Origin of the sequence: Streptomyces sp. NPDC001536 (assembly GCF_042894505.1) — a bacterium.
Taxonomy (GTDB): domain Bacteria; phylum Actinomycetota; class Actinomycetes; order Streptomycetales; family Streptomycetaceae; genus Streptomyces.
In genome coordinates, this window is the sequence record NZ_JBIAVQ010000015.1 from 24,739 (window position 1) to 40,637 (window position 15,899).

Below are 15,899 nucleotides of genomic sequence, written 5' to 3' on the forward strand. Positions count from 1 at the left end.
GAGGTCATGCCCGTGCGCCCCACCGCCGTTCGCTCCGCGCTCCCCACACTCCTCGCCGCCACTCTCACCGCCACCGCCCTCACCGCGTGCAGCTCCGGCTCCGGCAGCGACCCGGACACGCTGAAGGTCTCCTTCAAGCAGTCGACGGACAACTCCGTCAAGGTGATGGACGAGTACCTGGCCGACATCAAGTCGCAGTTCGAGAAGGCGAATCCCGGCAAGAAGGTCGAGCTCGTCCCGATCAAGGCCCCGGACTCGGAGTACTACACCAAGGTCCAGCAGATGCTCCGCTCCCCCAAGACCGCGCCGGACCTGGTCTACGAGGACACGTTCCTCATCAACTCCGACATCACCAGCGGGTACTTGAAGCCCCTGGACGCCTACCTCGCCAAGTGGCCGGACTGGGACCAGTTCATCGACACGGCGAAGACCGCGGCCAAAGCCGAGGACGGAAAGACGTACGGCGTCCCGGACGGCACGGACACCCGGGGACTGTGGTTCGACAAGGCCATCTTCAGCAAGGCCGGCCTCCCGACCGACTGGCAGCCCAAGACCTGGGACGACGTCCTGGAAGCGGCCCGCACGATCAAGGAGAAGGTCCCCGACGTCACCCCCCTCAACGTCTACACCGGCAAACCCGCGGGTGAGGCCGCGACGATGCAGGGCTTCGAGATGCTGCTCTACGGCACGAACGACGGCACCACGGACCCCCTCTACGACACCGCCACCAAGAAGTGGATCGCCGGCGGCCAGGGCTTCAAGGACGCCCTCTCCTTCGTCGAGACGGTCTACAAGGAGAAGCTCGGCCCGGACGTCGAGACCGCCCTGGACCCCAACATCCAGACCATCATCCGCGGCGACCTCCTCCCCAAGGGCAAGCTCGGCATCGACCTGGACGGCTCCTGGCTCCCGCAGGACTGGCTCCCCGGCAGCGGCCACGAATGGCCCGAGTGGTCCCAGAAGCTGGGCCTCGCCTACATGCCCACACAGAACGGCCAGGCCCCCGGCAAGGTGAGCATGTCCGGCGGCTGGACGTGGGCGATCCCGTCGAAGGCGGCCAACCCCGACCTGGCCTTCGACTTCATCAAGACGATGCAGACGAAGGCGAACGCCCAGAAGTGGTACGTCGCCAACTCCGGCATCGCGGTCCGCAAGGACGTCGCGGAGGACCCGGCGTACGCCGACGCCCAGCCCGGCATCAAGTTCTTCACGGACCTCGTCGCGAGCACGCACTACCGGCCCGCCTACCCGGCGTACCCGAAGGTCTCCACGGCGATCCAGGAGGCGATGGAGGGTGTGACGACGGGCGACATGTCGGTGGAGGAGGCGGCGAAGGCCTACGACGAGGAGCTGAAGACGGCGGCGGACAACCAGGTGATCCAGAAGTGAGCCCCCGCGTATGAAGCCCGTCCGCGCCCTGCCCCTCCTCCCCTCCGTGGTCCTCCTGACCCTCTTCCTGGCCGGCCCGATCGCGTACTGCGCCTACATCGCCTTCACCGACCTCCAACTCACCGGCCAGGCCCAGGAGTCGTTCATCGGCTTCGAGAACTTCCGTACGGCGTTCGGGGACGAGGCGTTCCTCAACGCGGTGTGGCTGACGCTGGTCTTCACGGTCGTGTCGGCGCTGATCGGCCAGAACACGCTGGGCCTGGCGCTGGCGGCGCTGATGCGGCGGGCCTCGAAGCCGGTGCGTACGGTCGTCGGCGCGGTGGTCATCGCGGCATGGGTGCTCCCGGAGGTGGTCGCCGGTTTCCTCCTCTACGCCTTCTTCCGCCGCGAGGGCACGCTGAACGCCATCCTCGACTGGCTCCAACTCCCCACTCAGAACTGGCTGTTCACGCTCCCGATCCTCGCGGTGTCCTTCGCGAACGTCTGGCGGGGTACGGCCTTCTCGATGCTGGTCTACTCGGCGGCTCTGAACGAGATCCCCAAGGAGATCACCGAGGCGGCGGAGGTCGACGGCGCGGGCGGCTGGCGCCGCATGTGGCACATCACCCTCCCGATGATCCGCCGCTCGATCGGCACGAACCTGATGCTGATCACCCTCCAGACCCTGTCCGTCTTCGGCCTGATCTGGGTGATGACGAGGGGCGGCCCGGGCGGCAAGAGTCAGACGCTGCCGTTGTTCATGTACGAGGAGGCGTTCCAGAAGAGCATGATCGGCTACGGCACGGCGGTGGCGCTGCTGCTTCTGGTCGTGGGCTCGCTGTTCTCGCTGGTGTACGTGCGCCTGCTGCGGACGGAGGTCTGACGCCCATGGCATCCCGCAGAACGACCCACCGTCTGGCGGCCGACGCGGGCCTCCTGGTGGTGGCCGCCGCGTTCATGCTCCCGCTGGCGTGGGTGCTCCTGTCATCGGTGGACACGGAGGCGAACCTCCAGGTGAAGGTCCCTGACGGTGTGACCCTGTCCAACTTCGACGCGGTTCTGACTCCGGAGATCACGTTCACGCCGCTGCTGAACAGCCTGCTGCTGTGCGGTGGGGGTACGGCGTTGACGGTGGTGTGCGCGGCATTGGCCGCGTATCCCTTGTCACGGTTCCGGTCCCGCCTGAACAGACCCTTCCTGCTCACGATCCTGTTCGCGACAAGCCTGCCGATCACCGCGATCATGGTCCCGGTGTACGCGCTGTTCGTCCAGGTAAACCTGATCGACACCCTGCAAGGCACGATCTTCTTCTTCGCAGCCTCTCAACTCCCCTTCGCCATATGGCTGATGAAGAACTTCATGGACGGCGTTCCGAAGGAACTGGAGGAGGCGGCCTGGACGGACGGAGCGTCGCCCTTCCAGTCCCTGCTCCGGATAGTCCTGCCGCTGATGGGCCCGGGTGTGGCGGTGGTGACGGTGTTCTCGTTCGTGATGATGTGGGGGAACTTCTTCGTCCCGTTCATGCTGCTGCTCACACCGGATCAGATGCCGGCTGCGGTGAGCATCAATGAGTTCTTCGGGAATCGGGGGATGGTGGCGTATGGGCAGTTGGCGGCGTTCTCGGTGATCTACTCGACGCCGGTGATTTTGCTGTACGTGCTGGTGGCGCGGCGGTTGGGTGGGGGGTTCGCGTTGGGTGGAGCGGTCAAGGGGTGAGGGTTTCGGCTCGGGCGTCGGCGGCTTGGAAGAAGTAGGCGCGGGCTTGGCCGGGCTGGTCGAAGTTCTTGTGGACGTTGCCCAGGTTGTGCAAGACGTTGCCTGTTTCGTACCAGTCCTCGAACTAACGGAAGATCACCAGACCCTTGCTGCCTTGTCCCGGTCCAGCACAAGCAGCGCCGCCGCAATCTGAAGTGCCAGCGGCAGATACCCACACCGCGAGGCAACCTGCGCGGCGGCCTCGGCTTCATCGACAACCCGACTGTCGTCCGGATCGGCAATCCGCAACGCACGGTCGAGAAGCTCGTACGCCTCCCCCGGCGAAAGCTCGTCCAAAGCAAGCAACCGAGCCCCCAGCTGAGGCAACTTGCCGCGCGAAGTCACCAGCAGACGATGCCGCCCATCCCCGGGAAGCAACGGCCGCACCTGATCCGGAGAAGAGGCATTGTCGGCAAGCACCAGTACGGCACCCCGCTCCCGCCCCCGCTCAGCAATCACCGACCGATACAACGCCCCCCGCGCATCCACCCCCGCCCACACGCCTCATGCGCGGCCTCCACCGCAAGCGTGGTCTTCCCGATCCCCCCGAGCCCGGACATGGCGGCAACCAACACAGGCACCGACCCGTCCCCCACCGACGGGTCGAAGGCCCGAAGCAGGAGGTCCAGTTCGCCACCCCGCCCGTTGAACTCCGCGCCCGAAAACTCGAACCGATCCCCGCCGTACCCGTCGCCCACCACGCCGACCCCCGTGCAGCCCCCGACCCCGCGTGGCAACGAAGTACGCCCCCGCCGCCCTCCCCTACCCCTCTTCAGGCAACACCCCGGGACGGAACGGCTCCACCCCCACAACGCGCCGCACCTTCACCGGCTCGATCAACAACATCACCCGCCGCTCCCCAGCAAGCAGCCACGGATACCGCTCCTCCCCGATGTACTTGCGAGTAAGCCGATCCATGGACCGCTCCGCCTCCTCCCCCTCGACGAATCGCACAACCCGCCCCCGGATCTCCACCCGGTCGTAGGGGTTCTCGGGGTCATGGTGCGACAGCGAAACGCTCGGATTGCGCCGAAGATTCTCCTCCTTCACGCGCCCGATCGCCGTGTTGACCATGACGTACTCCCCTTCGAGATCCGCCCACATGGGCGAGACCTGCGGAGACCCGTCTGCCCCCACCGTCGCGAGGTGCCAGAAGTTCGGCGCCAGCAGGCGCTCGCGAATATGCCCCTCTACCTTGCCATTCACTTCGTACACGAAGATCCACACACCTTCCCGGCCGCCGGAACAACGCACTCCGCGCCATCCTCGCGACCACCCCCACCCACCCGACAGACGATCTTCGGCCACCCCCGACCGGGGCCTGAACCGTACGTTCCTACAATCCGTGTTCCTGGCCGAACAGACCGTAGTCATCTGAGCCCAGGGCCCCTACGTTGTGCCCCGTGCGCCGACCCCCAGCCCTACCGAACCAGCCAGGCCCTCCCTTCAACGCCCCCGCCGCCCGCCGCCTCCGTACCGCCCTGAACATGGGACCCGAACATGTCGCCTACGGCATGCGGGCCTCCTACGGGCTGCCCTATGTCACCCCGGACCTCGTCATCGCGTGGGAACGGGGCATGACGAACCCCACCAGCCCCGAACTCACCGCTCTCGCGGGCGTGTTGTGGTGTTCCCCCGGTGAACTCATCGGCAAGCCCCGCACCCTGCGCGAGCATCGCATCAGCCGGAGCCTGGCCCCCGAGGACGTCGCTCATTCCCTCGGACTCGAACTCCTCGCCTATCTGCGCATGGAGGAGAACAACGACTGGCGCGGCAACGACCGGCAGTCCGCCGCGCTCGCCGAGGTGCTCGACCTGGCGCTGCCGGACTTCATCAAGGTGACCGGCCGCGAGGCGCGGCTCGTCGAGCTGCTGCACAGCGCCGTCACCACGCGCTGGCAGGCGTACGTCCGTCCCGTGAGCAAGATCGTGCCCCTGGACCGGCGGCTCCTGGAGGACGTCCTCCAGGAGCTGCACCAGGAGTACCAGGGGCAGATGGTCGCCACGCTGAGCTGGGGAGAAGGCAGCGCGGCCGGTGAGTCGAGCCACTCCGGCCGGGATTTCCTGGACCGGATCGTCGATCACTTCTGGACGAACGTCCAGCAATTCACCGGCTGAAAGGCCCCACGAAGGCCGGCGAACGACTCCTAGAAGACCGACTCCTAGAAGACCGACTCCGCCTCGTCCATCCGATCCTTCGGCACCGTCTTCAGCTCAGTGACCGCCTCCGCGAGCGGCACCATCACCACATCAGTCCCCCGCAGCGCCGTCATCCGCCCGAACTCGCCCCGGTGCGCGGCCTCCACCGCGTGCCATCCGAAGCGGGTGGCGAGGACGCGGTCGTACGCCGTCGGTACGCCGCCTCGCTGGACATGGCCCAGGATGACCGGCTTGGCCTCCTTGCCGAGGCGTCGCTCCAGCTCGTACGCCAGCGCCGTACCGATGCCCTGGAACCGCTCGTGCCCGAACTGGTCGATCTCACCCTTGCCGTAGTCCATGGAGCCCTCGGCGGGGTGGGCGCCCTCGGCGACGCAGATCACCGCGAACTTCTTGCCGCGGGAGAAGCGTTCCTCGACCATCTTCACCAGGTCGGCCGGGTCGAACGGTCGCTCCGGCAGACAGATCCCGTGCGCACCCGCCGCCATCCCCGACTCCAGCGCGATCCAGCCCGCGTGCCGGCCCATGACCTCGACGACCATCACCCGCTGGTGGGACTCGGCCGTCGTCTTGAGGCGGTCCATCGCCTCCGTGGCGACCCCCACCGCGGTGTCGAAGCCGAAGGTCCGGTCCGTCGAGGAGATGTCGTTGTCGATCGTCTTGGGGACGCCGACGACCGGGAGGCCCGCGTCCGACAGCATCCGTGCCGCGGTCAGCGTGCCCTCGCCGCCGATCGGGATCAGCGCGTCGATGCCGAAGGCACGGGCGATGTCGGGCGCGTTCTCGCAGGCCTCGCGGAGGCGGTCGCGCTCCAGCCGGGAGGAGCCGAGGATCGTGCCGCCGCGGGCCAGGATGCCGCTCACCGCGTCGAGGTCGAGGCTGCGGTGGTGGCCGTCCAGGAGACCCGCGTAGCCGTCCTCGAAGCCGATCACCTCGTCGCCGTACTGCGTGACCGCTCGGTGCACGACCGACCGGATCACTGCGTTCAGGCCGGGGCAGTCGCCGCCTGCGGTGAGAACTCCGATACGCATCGTGCTGTGTCTCCTGCTCGCTGTTGATACCGGTGAGCCAGTCCGATTGTTTCACGTCCCACACCGCACCGCCGCCTCCACTCCTGACGGGCGCCTTATCCAGCGCGAGAGGTATTGTCAAGAGGGTTCTGCTCACCTCGGTGGGCGATTTTTGTGCCCCCTCTTTCGAACGGAGAGCACGCGTGACCCGCAGCGTGTACGTGACCGGAATCGACCGCGGCGACGGCCGCCAGGTCGTCGAGCTGGGGGTCATGGAACTCCTGACCCGGCAGGTCGACCGGGTGGGTGTCTTCCGGCCCCTCGTCCACCACAGTCCCGATCGCCTGTTCGACTTGCTGCGTGCCCGCTACCGCCTCTCCCAGGACCCGGCGACGGTCTACGGCATGGACTACCACGAGGCGTCCACGCTCCAGGCCGAACGGGGCACCGACGAGCTGGTCTCGACGCTCGTCGACCGCTTCCATCTCGTCGCGCGGGACTACGACGTCGTCCTCGTCCTCGGTACGGACTTCGCCGACACCCAGCTCCCCGACGAGCTCTCGCTCAACGCCCGGCTCGCCAACGAGTTCGGCGCGTCCGTGATCCCCGTCGTCGGCGGCCGCAAGCAGCCCGCCGAGTCGGTGCTCGCCGAGACCCGTAACGCGTATCGCGCCTACGACGGCCTGGGCTGCGACGTCCTCGCCATGGTCGCCAACCGGGTCACCCGCGAGGACCGGGACCTCATCGCCGAGCGGCTCGACTCCTCCCGGCTGCCCGTGCCCTGCTACGTCGTGCCCGACGAGCCCGCCCTGTCCGCGCCGACCGTCTCGCAGATCGGCCAGTCCCTCGGCGCCAAGGTGCTGCTCGGCGACGACTCGGGGCTCGCCCGGGACGCGCTCGGCTTCGTCTTCGGCGGTGCGATGCTGCCGAACTTCCTCGGCGCCCTGACCCCGGGCTGTCTCGTCGTGACCCCGGGCGACCGCGCCGACCTGGTCGTCGGCTCGCTCGCCGCGCACAGCGCCGGCACCCCGCCGATAGCCGGTGTGCTCCTCACCCTGGGCGAGGTGCCGAACGACGACGTCCTCACCCTCGCCGCCCGTCTCGCCCCCGGCACCCCGGTGCTCTCGGTGCCCGGCAACAGCTTCCCGACGGCCGAGCAGCTCTTCTCCCTGGAAGGGAAGTTGAACGCGGCCACACCGCGCAAGGCGGAGACCGCGCTCGGCCTCTTCGAGCGGTACATCGACAGCGGCGACCTGCTCAAGCGGGTCTCGGCACCGAGCAGCGACCGCGTCACCCCGATGATGTTCGAGCACAAGCTCCTGGAGCAGGCCCGCTCCGACAAGCGCCGCGTCGTCCTGCCCGAGGGCACCGAGCCGCGCGTCCTGCACGCCGCCGAGGTGCTGCTGCGCCGCGGCGTCTGCGAACTCACCCTCCTCGGCCCCGTCGACCAGATCCGCAAGAAGGCCGCCGACCTCGGCATCGACCTCGGCCACGCCCAGCTCATCGACCCGGCCACCAGCGAGCTGCGCGACTCCTTCGCCGAGAAGTACGCGACCCTGCGCGCCCACAAGGGCGTGACCGTGGAGCTGGCGTACGACGTCGTCTCCGACGTGAACTACTTCGGGACGCTGATGGTGCAGGAGGGGCTCGCCGACGGCATGGTCTCCGGCTCCGTGCACTCCACCGCCGCGACCATCCGGCCCGCCTTCGAGATCATCAAGACCAAGCCGGACGCCGACATCGTCTCGTCCGTCTTCTTCATGTGCCTCGCCGACAAGGTCCTCGTCTACGGCGACTGCGCGGTCAACCCGGACCCGAACGCCGAGCAGCTGGCCGACATCGCCATCCAGGCGGCCGCGACCGCCGGGCAGTTCGGGGTGGACCCGCGGATCGCGATGCTGTCGTACTCGACGGGTACGTCCGGCTCCGGCGCCGACGTCGACAAGGTGCGCGAGGCGACCGAGCTGGTACGGCTGCGGCGACCGGATCTGCGGATCGAGGGGCCGATCCAGTACGACGCCGCCGTCGAGCCCACCGTCGCGGCGACCAAGCTGCCGGAGTCCGAGGTGGCCGGGCAGGCGACGGTGCTGATCTTCCCGGACCTCAACACCGGCAACAACACCTACAAGGCCGTGCAGCGTTCGGCCGGCGCGATCGCCGTCGGCCCGGTCCTCCAGGGTCTGCGCAAGCCGGTCAACGACCTGTCCCGCGGCGCGCTCGTCCAGGACATCGTCAACACCGTCGCCATCACGGCGATCCAGGCCCAGTCCCCCACCGAGAAGGCGTCCCAGCAGTGAGCTCGTCCCGCGGAACCCGCGTCCTCGTCCTCAACTCCGGCTCCTCGTCGGTGAAGTACCAGCTGCTCGACATGAGCGACAGCAGCCGGCTCGCGGTGGGCCTCGTCGAGCGCATCGGCGAGGAGACCTCACGGCTCAGGCACACCCCCCTCACCACAGGTGCCACCCGTGAGTGGACCGGGCCGATCCCCGACCACGAGGCCGCCCTCGAAGCCGTATCGGAAGAACTGGCCAAGGACGGGCTCGGCCTCGACTCCCCCGAGCTGGCCGCCATCGGCCACCGGGTCGTGCACGGCGGGCAGACGTTCACCGCGCCCACCGTCGTCGACGACACCGTGCTCGCCGAGATCGAACGGCTGATCCCGGTCGCCCCGCTGCACAACCCGGCCAACCTCACCGGCATCCGCACCGCCCAGGCGCTGCGCCCCGACCTGCCCCAGGTCGCCGTCTTCGACACCGCGTTCCACACGACGATGCCGGAGTCGGCCGCCCGGTACGCGATCGACGTCGCCACCGCCGACGAGCACCGCATCCGGCGCTACGGCTTCCACGGCACCTCGCACGCGTATGTCGCCCGGGCCACCGCGAAGCTGCTGGGCAAGGCGCCGGAGGAGGTGAACGTCATCGTGCTGCACCTGGGCAACGGGGCCTCGGCCTCGGCGGTCCGGAAGGGCCGGTGCGTGGACACCTCCATGGGGCTGACGCCTTTGGAGGGGCTCGTGATGGGTACGCGCTCCGGAGACGTGGATCCGGCCGTCATCTTCCATTTGATGCGTGTTGGCGGAATGTCCACGGACGAGATCGACACTCTTCTCAACAAGAAGAGCGGCTTGATCGGGCTGTGCGGGGACAACGACATGCGGGAGATCCGCCGCCGCGTGGACGAGGGTGACGAACAGGCGCAACTCGCCTTCGACATCTACATTCACCGTTTGAAGAAGTACATAGGCGCTTATTACGCGGTGCTGGGCCGGGTGGACGCGGTCGCCTTCACAGCGGGAGTCGGGGAAAACGCGAGCCCGGTGCGGGAGGCTGCGGTGGCGGGCCTGGAGGAACTGGGCCTCGTGGTGGACAGCGAGCTCAACGCCGTACGGAGCGACGAGCCGCGGCTGATCTCCCCGGAGTACGCGCGCGTGGCCGTGGCCGTCGTGCCCACCGACGAAGAACTGGAGATCGCCACACAGACCTACGCGCTGGTCGGAAGTAATACACGTCAGTAACACGCCTGAGCAGATAGCCGCCCATTTGTATCTTCCACCAGACGGAATATTCCGTAGCGAAACAAACCGATAGGATCGCCCCATGCGCCGTTCGAAAATCGTCTGTACTCTCGGCCCCGCGGTCGACTCCCACGAAATGCTCGTGTCCCTGATCGAAGCCGGCATGAACGTGGCCCGCTTCAACTTCAGCCACGGCACGCACGCCGAACACCAGGGGCGGTACGACCGCGTCCGTGCCGCCGCCAAGGAGACCGGCCGGGCCATCGGTGTGCTCGCCGACCTCCAGGGCCCGAAGATCCGGCTGGAGACCTTCGCCGAGGGCCCGGTGGAGCTGGAGCGCGGTGACGAGTTCGTCATCACCACCGAGGACGTTCCGGGTGACAAGCAGATCTGCGGGACCACCTACAAGGGCCTGCCGGGCGATGTCTCGCGCGGCGACCAGATCCTCATCAACGACGGCAACGTCGAGCTGAAGGTCCTGGACGTCGAGGGCCCGCGGGTCAAGACGATCGTCATCGAGGGCGGTGTCGTCTCCGACCACAAGGGCATCAACCTGCCCGGCGCGGCCGTGAACGTGCCGGCGCTGTCCGAGAAGGACGTCGAGGACCTCCGTTTCGCGCTGCGCATGGGCGCCGACATGGTCGCGCTGTCCTTCGTCCGCGACGCCAAGGACGTGGCCGATGTCCACAAGGTGATGGACGAGGAGGGCCGCCGGGTCCCCGTCATCGCCAAGGTGGAGAAGCCGCAGGCGGTGGACAACATGGAGGACGTCGTGATGGCGTTCGACGCCGTCATGGTGGCCCGCGGTGACCTGGCCGTCGAGTACCCGCTCGAGAAGGTCCCGATGGTGCAGAAGCGCCTCATCGAGCTGTGCCGCCGCAACGCCAAGCCGGTGATCGTGGCGACCCAGATGATGGAGTCGATGATCACCAACTCCCGTCCCACCCGCGCCGAGGCCTCCGACGTGGCCAACGCGATCCTGGACGGCGCGGACGCGGTCATGCTGTCCGCCGAGTCGAGCGTGGGCGCGTACCCGATCGAGACCGTGAAGACGATGTCGAAGATCGTCACCGCGGCCGAGGAAGAGCTCATGTCGAAGGGCCTGCAGCCCCTCGTCCCGGGCAAGAAGCCGCGCACGCAGGGTGGTTCGGTCGCCCGTGCCGCCTGCGAGATCGCCGACTTCCTCGGCGGCCGGGGCCTGGTGGCCTTCACGCAGTCCGGTGACACCGCGCGCCGTCTGTCGCGCTACCGCGCCGTGCAGCCGATCATCGCCTTCACCACCGACGAGAACACCCGCAACCAGCTGGCGCTCAGCTGGGGCGTCGAGTCCCACGTCGTGCCGTTCGTCAACAGCACCGACGAGATGGTCGACCTGGTCGACCAGGAGATCACCAAGCTCAACCGCTTCAACCCGGGCGAGATCGTCATCATCACCGCCGGCTCGCCCCCCGGCGTCCCCGGCACCACCAACATGGTCCGCGTCCACCACCTGGGCGGCGAGAAGTAGCACCCCGGGGCCCCTGCGGGGGCCCCGACGGCCGAGAAGGCCCGTGTACGGCGCTGAGGGCGCCCCCTGATCCAGGGGGCGCCCTCAGGCGTGTTGCGGCTCCCGAACGGGCCTGTGGCGGCGCTCAGTCGGTCTGGTAGCTGTGCAGTCCCGGCACGTGCAGGGTGCCGCCGAACTGGCCGGCCTGCACGACCGTCACCTTGGTGAAGTAGATCAAAGGGATGTTCAGCGGCGGCGGGCTCTTCGGACTGAACGTCACCGGGATCAGCCCCAGCAGGTTGCCGGAGATGCTCTCCGTGTACATCACCGTGTCACCGTTGCGGATCGTGGACGTCGAGCCCTTGGCCGCTTCCACGTGGTAGGTCTTGCCGGACTGCTCGTCCTTCACCGTCTGGTGGAGGTCGCCGATGTCGGTGCCGTCGGAGACGACGTACTTCAGCACCTCCTTGACGGTGCCGTCGGCCGTGCGCACCTTGACGATGCCCTTGTAGTCGGCGCCCTTCAGCAGCAGCGAGCTGGCGTTCAGGTACCAGGGGTCGACCGGCAGCGGCACGGCGTTGTCCACGCCGCCCTCCGCGTCGGTGGCGACCGGGCAGTCGTCGACGTCCGTGCTGGCACTCGGCGACGGGCTGGCGGTGGCCGCCTCGGCCGCCTCCTCGACAGCCTTGGTGGTGTCCTCGGCGGCCTCGGACGCCGTGTCGGTCGTGTCCTTCACGGTGTCGCCGACCGTGTCGGTGACCTTCTCGGTGGTGTCCTTGACGGCGTCGGACGCGTCGTCGTCCTTGCTGTCGTCGGAGGCGCTCTCCGAGGCCGTGGCCGACGGAGTCGGGCTGGCGCTCGCGGACGGCGAGGCGCTCTCACCGCCCGTGAAGATGCCCTCGATGGCGTCGCCGATCTCCTCCAGCACGTTCCCGCCGCTCTCGGAGGCCGAGGGCGAGGGCGTGGCGGTGGCACCGGACTGGGGCTCGTTGGAGCTCGCCGAGGGCGAACCGGCGGACGCCGACGGGGTGGGCTCGGCCTCGTCGTCGGAACCTGAATCCGACGAAGAGCCGTTGCCCGAGTCCGTGTCCGAAGGGGACGCGGACGCCGACGGGGTCGCCTCGGCCTCGTCGTCCTTGGAGTCGGAGTCACTGGCGCTCGCGGACGGTGAGGCGGACGCCGAGGCGCCGTCCTCCAGGGCCGCGACACAGTCCTTGTACTCGTCGGCCGTCAGGCTCTTGGAGGCGGGCTGGTCCTCGGCGTTGGCGAGCGTCGGCGTGAACCCCATCCCCATGAGGACCGCGGTCGGCATCGCCGCCAGGGCTATCGCCTTGCCGGCGGGCATGTGGAAGCGGGTGAACAGCGGCTTCTTGGGCGCCGCGTGCCGCGGCCCGGTTCTCGCACGGGACTCCTCCACATCAGTCCCGTGGGTCACCTCGTCAGCCGGCACTGTGCCTCCCGTTCGCCCCGTTCGCCGGGCTCGTTCCTGACAGATCGTTCGGCTCACCGACGTCGTACGCGTCCTTGGAGAGCGTGGGAACCGCACCCTCGGGGGCGTCGCCCTCACCCGCGGTGTCCTCCTGGACCGGCTCCTGCACCGGCGGCTCGCCCGGTACCCAGGCCACGGCCATCGCTCCGCCGACGAGGGCGAAGAGGAAGCCGATGAGGAAACCCCCGAGGTTGGACACGGGGATGGACACCAGGGCCAGCAGGATCGCCGCGACGCCCGCGAACGTGCGGACGTGCTTCTGGAACCAGAGGCTGATGCCGAGGACACCCAGCAGCACGCCGATGATCAGCGACCCGGCGCCCGCGGTGGTGGCCATCGCGAGGGTCAGGTGACCGATCTGGAGGTGTGCGTAAGGGAAGTACGCGATGGGGATTCCGCCCAGAAGGATGAACAGCCCGGCCCAGAACGGCCGGTCGCCGCGCCAGGCGCGGAACTTCCGCTTGGCGACCCGGAGGTAGTGCTCATCGCGACCGGGTACGGCAGGAGTCTCGGCGCTCATGGAAAAACAGCTCCCTGGTGCGGCGTTGCTGTGGTGGTGAGTTGTACGGCGCGTGAAGAACCGCGCTTCACAGTGGACGGGCGGGGGCGCCACCGGCCCCCCCGCCCGTCAGCGAGTGCTTAGTAGCACTCCTTGACGCCGGACGACAGCGACATCTTCAGGCCGCTGAGCTTGAAGGTTCCGGCGGTGGTGGCCCACGCCGTCTGCTTCACGTCGGTCAGCGTGGCCTTGTCGGCCTGCTGGGCGAAGCCGAAGGGGTTGGCCTGCTCGCCGCCGCCCTTCATGCCCGGACCCTTGCTGGCGTCCTTCGCGGCAACACCGATGTCGATGTTCTCGAAGGTCGCGTTGGCCTCGAGCTCTTCGACGTCGATGTACAGGTTCTGAGCCTCGACGGGAGTACCGCCGCCGCCGGCCTTCAGGATCAGGCTGACGGAACCGAGGACCGGGATGTTCGGCGTGACCACGGACTGGCACATGCCGGTGATCGAGGCCGACTTGAAGGCCGAGACCGCGACGGGGTGAGCCGTCTTCTTTCCGTCGAGGGTGTACCCCGAGTCAAGCGCACCGTACTGGGAGAAGCCCGTACCGACGAGCTTGTCCGCGGTGACCTTGAACGACTGACCCGACACGCTGAACGACGCGGCGAGAGCGCCCTGCGCGAGGGCGACACCTATCGCAGCCGTGGCGGCCACGCTGGGCACCATCACGACGGCGAACCGCTTCCATCTGGTCCCGCCACGCACCTGGGACTCCATATTTCCTCCTTCTCGGACGTACATCTCCTGGCCCTGACTGCCCCTGTCGAACATGACGGCTCAGCCGGGCAGGGATGGGAGAAGTGCTACGTCCTCGGGAAGGGGAGCGCCCGTACTCGGAGGCGCGAACCGCGCACCGATCACCGGCGATCACCCCCGAGCGACAACCACTGGTCGCGCCTGAAGCACATCACGCACAACCTTGCTGGACAGGCTTCACCGGAAGGTGAAGACCCCCCTGTCCAAGAGCGGGCACCACTGCTGCCCGCTCTGCTCGGTGGGGACCCAGGAGTTCCCGCGGGCCCGATTGGCTGTCGGGGTGCGGGGAATGGACCGAGCGTCGCCGATCGTGGTGCATTCTCGCCGCCCGCACAAGGGGCTTCGTTACTCGGTAGTAACGGGCGGATAACCGAACAACGACCCGCTGGTCTCGGCCGACGACTCTGGGTGGCGCGTAGTGGCCGGACAAAGTTGTTGATGAACGGACAGAGTCCGACAGATCAACGCCTGAAACTTACTGGAAGTAACAGCGGCCGCGATTACCAAGATTTGGTAAAGCGCGGCCGCAGTGGCACCTCATCGGCAAATCTTTCACTCGGGCACCACATGCCCGGGTGTTTAGGGACTGGTCAGAACGGGGCTCCCGCCCCGGTCGGCACCGCTCCCCTAGAACAGGGCCCGCGCCAGCGCCCGACGCGCCGCGGCCACCCGCGGATCATCGGCCCCGACGACCTCGAAGAGGTCCAACAGCCGTACACGTACGGCATCCCGGTCATCACCGAACGTGCGCCGCACGGTGTCGATGAGCCGCCCGAAGGCGTCCTCCACATGCCCGCCCACCAGATCCAGGTCGGCCGCGGCGATCTGCGCCGGCACATCGGCCGGCTTCTCGGCGGCGTCCTTGCGGACCTGCTGCGGGTCAAGCCCCTGCACCCGCTGGAGCAACTCGGCCTGGGCGAGACCGAGTTTGGCCTCGGAGTTGCCCGGGTCGTCGCTCAGCACGTTCTTGTACGCCTGCACCGCACCGCCGAAGTCCCCCGCGTCCAGGGCCTGTACGGCGGCCTCGAGGAGCGCGTCGTAGGGCCCGGCCGGCGTGGCGGGAGCGGCCGCCTGCGCGGCACCGGGCGCGGCGTCCGGGTCCACCGTGATCCCGGTGAGCCCGAAGCGCTGCTCGGCGACCTGCACCAGCTGGTCCAGGGTCTGCTGGATCTGCTCCTTGCCGGCGGCGCCCTGGAAGAGCGGCAGGGCCTGACCGGCCACCACCGCGAAGACGGCGGGGATCCCCTGGACCCCGAACTGCTGCATCAGCATCTGATTGGCGTCGACGTCGATCTTGGCGAGGAGAAGGCGCCCGTTGTACTCGACGACGAGCTGCTCCAGGACCGGGCTCAGCTGCTTGCAGGGCTCGCACCACTCGGCCCAGAAGTCGATGACGACGGGCACCTCGGTGGAGCGCTGCAGGACGTCCCGCTCGAACCCGGCCTCGTCGACGTCGATGACGAGATCGGCCGGCGAGACGGCTCCGGTGCCGCCGCCCTGGCGGGCCGCTTCGGCGCGCGCCTGCTCCGCCTTCTCCTTGGCCTCCTGGGCCGCCTTCACCGCGGCGAGGTCGACGACTCCGCTCATGGACATGTTCCGTGGCTGCATGCGTCTATCCTCCCCCGTCCGCGCGTGCAAGTGCTCCATACCCCGGGGACAACCCCGGACCCCCGGCCGATTCTCAAGCCAGGGGTCATTCGATTCAGTGCTCGGCGTCGGGTCCCCACCCTGCGCCCGTGGTTTCGCTACGGGTCGTAGCGTAATGGCACTGAGTGCCTCGGGGCCACCGGAGCCCGGTGATCTC

General features: G+C 68.3%; 14 protein-coding genes. 7 read left to right on the forward strand and 7 right to left on the reverse strand.

The annotated features are described in order from the left end of the window. Nucleotides 1-6: 6 nt before the first annotated feature. The 3 genes from ACFY0U_RS33980 to ACFY0U_RS33990 are packed head-to-tail and all read left to right on the forward strand — an operon-like array spanning nucleotide 7 to nucleotide 3,084. Nucleotides 7-1,389 carry an extracellular solute-binding protein gene (locus tag ACFY0U_RS33980; protein ID WP_388642341.1) on the forward strand — a complete coding sequence of 461 codons (1,383 nt, stop codon included), beginning with the start codon at nucleotides 7-9 and terminating at the stop codon, nucleotides 1,387-1,389. A gap of 10 nt (nucleotides 1,390-1,399) precedes the next feature. Beyond that, the gene (locus ACFY0U_RS33985) at nucleotides 1,400-2,251 is read left to right on the forward strand and encodes a carbohydrate ABC transporter permease (protein WP_388642343.1); all 852 of its coding nucleotides are present in this window, start codon (nucleotides 1,400-1,402) and stop codon (nucleotides 2,249-2,251) included. 5 nt (nucleotides 2,252-2,256) lie between these two features. Then, nucleotides 2,257-3,084 carry a carbohydrate ABC transporter permease gene (locus ACFY0U_RS33990; protein ID WP_388642345.1) on the forward strand — a complete coding sequence of 276 codons (828 nt, stop codon included), beginning with the start codon at nucleotides 2,257-2,259 and terminating at the stop codon, nucleotides 3,082-3,084. A 135-nt stretch (nucleotides 3,085-3,219) separates the two neighbouring features. On the opposite strand, the gene ACFY0U_RS33995 is transcribed toward ACFY0U_RS33990, so the two are convergent. Together ACFY0U_RS33995 and ACFY0U_RS34000 are read right to left on the reverse strand one after the other, a co-directional pair. After that, complete coding sequence (locus ACFY0U_RS33995) at nucleotides 3,220-3,543, reverse strand: hypothetical protein (protein ID WP_388642347.1); 324 nt, start codon at nucleotides 3,541-3,543, stop codon at nucleotides 3,220-3,222. Nucleotides 3,544-3,885: 342 nt separating this feature from the next. Next, on the reverse strand, nucleotides 3,886-4,338 hold the full coding sequence (locus ACFY0U_RS34000) for a PPOX class F420-dependent oxidoreductase (RefSeq protein WP_388642349.1): 453 nt from the start codon (nucleotides 4,336-4,338) through the stop codon (nucleotides 3,886-3,888). 188 nt (nucleotides 4,339-4,526) lie between these two features. Between ACFY0U_RS34000 and ACFY0U_RS34005 the strand changes: the two genes are divergently transcribed. Then, nucleotides 4,527-5,240 carry a helix-turn-helix domain-containing protein gene (locus ACFY0U_RS34005; RefSeq protein ID WP_388642351.1) on the forward strand — a complete coding sequence of 238 codons (714 nt, stop codon included), beginning with the start codon at nucleotides 4,527-4,529 and terminating at the stop codon, nucleotides 5,238-5,240. 44 nt (nucleotides 5,241-5,284) lie between these two features. On the opposite strand, the gene ACFY0U_RS34010 is transcribed toward ACFY0U_RS34005, so the two are convergent. After that, entirely contained in the window at nucleotides 5,285-6,310 is a 1,026-nt protein-coding gene (locus ACFY0U_RS34010) for an ATP-dependent 6-phosphofructokinase (protein ID WP_388642353.1), read from the reverse strand. Between the two features lie 182 nt (nucleotides 6,311-6,492). Between ACFY0U_RS34010 and pta the strand changes: the two genes are divergently transcribed. The 3 genes from pta to pyk all read left to right on the forward strand — a co-directional run bounded on the left by pta (nucleotide 6,493) and on the right by pyk (nucleotide 11,313). Next, nucleotides 6,493-8,586 (forward strand): phosphate acetyltransferase, encoded by a 2,094-nt coding sequence (gene pta, locus ACFY0U_RS34015; RefSeq protein ID WP_388642355.1) that lies wholly within the window; start codon nucleotides 6,493-6,495, stop codon nucleotides 8,584-8,586. After that, entirely contained in the window at nucleotides 8,583-9,806 is a 1,224-nt protein-coding gene (locus tag ACFY0U_RS34020; RefSeq protein WP_388642357.1) for an acetate kinase, read from the forward strand. The genes pta and ACFY0U_RS34020 overlap by 4 nt, the downstream gene beginning before the upstream one ends. Before the next feature lie 82 nt (nucleotides 9,807-9,888). Continuing rightward, nucleotides 9,889-11,313 carry a pyruvate kinase gene (gene pyk, locus ACFY0U_RS34025; protein ID WP_388642359.1) on the forward strand — a complete coding sequence of 475 codons (1,425 nt, stop codon included), beginning with the start codon at nucleotides 9,889-9,891 and terminating at the stop codon, nucleotides 11,311-11,313. Nucleotides 11,314-11,437: 124 nt separating this feature from the next. Here the strand turns inward: pyk and ACFY0U_RS34030 are convergent, their stop codons facing one another. The 4 genes from ACFY0U_RS34030 to ACFY0U_RS34045 form a co-directional block, all read right to left on the reverse strand. Then, nucleotides 11,438-12,742 carry a hypothetical protein gene (locus tag ACFY0U_RS34030; protein WP_388642361.1) on the reverse strand — a complete coding sequence of 435 codons (1,305 nt, stop codon included), beginning with the start codon at nucleotides 12,740-12,742 and terminating at the stop codon, nucleotides 11,438-11,440. Continuing rightward, nucleotides 12,732-13,301 carry a DUF6114 domain-containing protein gene (locus tag ACFY0U_RS34035; RefSeq protein WP_388642363.1) on the reverse strand — a complete coding sequence of 190 codons (570 nt, stop codon included), beginning with the start codon at nucleotides 13,299-13,301 and terminating at the stop codon, nucleotides 12,732-12,734. Before ACFY0U_RS34035 ends, ACFY0U_RS34030 begins: the two co-directional genes overlap by 11 nt. Nucleotides 13,302-13,420: 119 nt before the next feature. Continuing rightward, complete coding sequence (locus ACFY0U_RS34040) at nucleotides 13,421-14,056, reverse strand: DUF6230 family protein (RefSeq protein ID WP_388642365.1); 636 nt, start codon at nucleotides 14,054-14,056, stop codon at nucleotides 13,421-13,423. Nucleotides 14,057-14,722: 666 nt separating this feature from the next. Continuing rightward, nucleotides 14,723-15,703 carry a tetratricopeptide repeat protein gene (locus ACFY0U_RS34045; protein ID WP_388642366.1) on the reverse strand — a complete coding sequence of 327 codons (981 nt, stop codon included), beginning with the start codon at nucleotides 15,701-15,703 and terminating at the stop codon, nucleotides 14,723-14,725. Nucleotides 15,704-15,899: the final 196 nt, after the last annotated feature.

Bases quoted from the DNA above. Each gene is read 5' to 3' on its own strand.
- ACFY0U_RS33990 (WP_388642345.1), top strand. From the start codon at position 2,257: ATGGCATCCCGCAGAACGACCCACCGTCTGGCGGCCGACGCGGGCCTC.
- ACFY0U_RS34045 (WP_388642366.1), bottom strand. From the start codon at position 15,703: ATGCAGCCACGGAACATGTCCATGAGCGGAGTCGTCGACCTCGCCGCG.
- ACFY0U_RS34010 (WP_388642353.1), bottom strand. From the start codon at position 6,310: ATGCGTATCGGAGTTCTCACCGCAGGCGGCGACTGCCCCGGCCTGAAC.
- ACFY0U_RS33980 (WP_388642341.1), top strand. From the start codon at position 7: ATGCCCGTGCGCCCCACCGCCGTTCGCTCCGCGCTCCCCACACTCCTC.
- pyk (WP_388642359.1), top strand. From the start codon at position 9,889: ATGCGCCGTTCGAAAATCGTCTGTACTCTCGGCCCCGCGGTCGACTCC.
- ACFY0U_RS33985 (WP_388642343.1), top strand. From the start codon at position 1,400: ATGAAGCCCGTCCGCGCCCTGCCCCTCCTCCCCTCCGTGGTCCTCCTG.
- ACFY0U_RS34040 (WP_388642365.1), bottom strand. From the start codon at position 14,056: ATGGAGTCCCAGGTGCGTGGCGGGACCAGATGGAAGCGGTTCGCCGTC.
- ACFY0U_RS34035 (WP_388642363.1), bottom strand. From the start codon at position 13,301: ATGAGCGCCGAGACTCCTGCCGTACCCGGTCGCGATGAGCACTACCTC.